We start from the raw sequence: 1,609 nt of genomic DNA, 5'->3' as shown, positions 1-1,609 counted from the left end.
AGGCCGAGTAGTAGTAGGTGTCGTCCACCCGGAAGACATCGATGTCGGCCAGGTCCTCCCACAACACCGGGTTGGAATACGTCGACGACGGCGGCCACGGCCCGTTCGACGGACTCGCCGACGGACTCGCCGACGGACTGGGCGACGCACTCACGGACGGCGACGGAGAGGGATCGGAGACGCTCCCGACGGGGACGAGCTGCCACTGCTGGTTGTTGCCGCCCCAGTCGGAGTACTGCACGATCTTGCCGCCGTCCGCGGTGGAGGCGTTCTGGACCTCGACGGCCTTGCCGCTGTTGCGGTTGATCAGCCGGACGTAGCCGCCGGACGAGTCCGCCAGCTGGAACTGCTGGTTGACGCCGTTGTGGTCACTCCACTGCACGACGTCGGCGCCGTCGGCCGTGGAGAGGTTGGCCACGTCGAGCACCTTGCCCGAGTGCCGCGACTGCACGCGGTAGTAGCCGCCGCCGGAGTCGACGAACCGCCACTGCTGGTTGTCGGCGTTGGTGCGGGTCCACTGCACGAGCGACCCGCCGTCGGCGGTGGAGAAGTTGGAGACGTCGAGGGCCTTGCCGCTGTTGCGGTTGACCAGGACGTACCAGGCGTTGGTGTCGACTGTCGCCGCGGAGGCCGGCGCCACCCAGGCGACAGCGGTTGCGAGAACGGTCGCAAGCGCCGCCAGAAGACATGCGAAGACGGTGGCCGGCGTCCGGCGCCGGCCACTCGTCGCACGGACGGAGGGGTGCATCTTCTCTCCTTCAAGAGCGGAGACACGGCTGGGGGGTGAAGACACCCGCGGTGTGGTACGTGAGGCTTACGCCCGCGCGGGGGCACGGAAGGCGTGCCCCGCTGGGGAAGGTGACGGGGCCGGCAGGCCCGGGCGCCGGGACGGGCTGATGTGGTCGCCGCCCGAGCCGGGGTCGCGGCCCTGGTAGAGGCACCGAATCGTGCAGGGCTCACGGTCAGGTCCGGTCGACGTCGATGCGGACCGTCTCACCGTGGCTGATGTCGTCGGTCCACGCGGCAGGGACGCGTGGCGCCGGGAACACCGGCCGGCCCTTTCCGGCGGCCGCTTGCCGCTCATGGACAACGCGGACAGTGCGTGTCGGCCCAGAAGGTCACGCACCGGTTGGCCCGCGCATACGATGTGAGCGCTAACAAATCTGCAAACGAGTGCCCCTCTTCCATCGGCGGCTTGTGGTGGTGGTGGTGTAGCGGATCAAACATGACGGCATAAGCCATGTCAACGCGCGACTGCCTCTCCGTCCGGGCCCTCATGTCGACCGGATGCCGCTCACCTGCTCCTTCCATGGATGTGAGAACACCGCCAGGGTTCGGATGGGACGAAACTTTCATCATGACCCCGCGCGCCACCCGGAGCCGCTGCGAGGGAAGCAGAAAACTTACGGCAGCATTTCGCGCGCCTACCTGCACAGATGAGACACATGCGCGGGAAAGACGTCGAAACTTACCGGAAACGCCCTTGACACGTTTCGGGTCTGATTTCCAGACTGACTCCCCGAGGCGGCTCCTCCTGCCGGGGTCGGTGGTGAGCGGCAGGGGCCGCAGTTTCCGACGCGGCGATGGTTCGCGTGGTGTTTCCGCGGGC

The 1,609-nt window shown here is 67.6% G+C and carries 1 protein-coding gene; it reads right to left on the bottom strand.

Annotated features, from left to right (window positions below; all coding sequences use genetic code 11):
• Window positions 1-748: RICIN domain-containing protein (locus FLW16_RS42790; RefSeq protein WP_185949860.1), on the bottom strand; the 748-nt coding region annotated here is incomplete at its 3' end.
• Between the last annotated feature and the right edge of the window lie 861 nt (window positions 749-1,609).

This window comes from Microbispora sp. KK1-11, assembly GCF_006874435.1.
Lineage (GTDB): Bacteria > Actinomycetota > Actinomycetes > Streptosporangiales > Streptosporangiaceae > Microbispora > Microbispora catharanthi.
The sequence above is the reverse complement of the archived record's forward strand: the minus strand, read 5'-3'. Positions and strand labels throughout refer to the sequence as shown.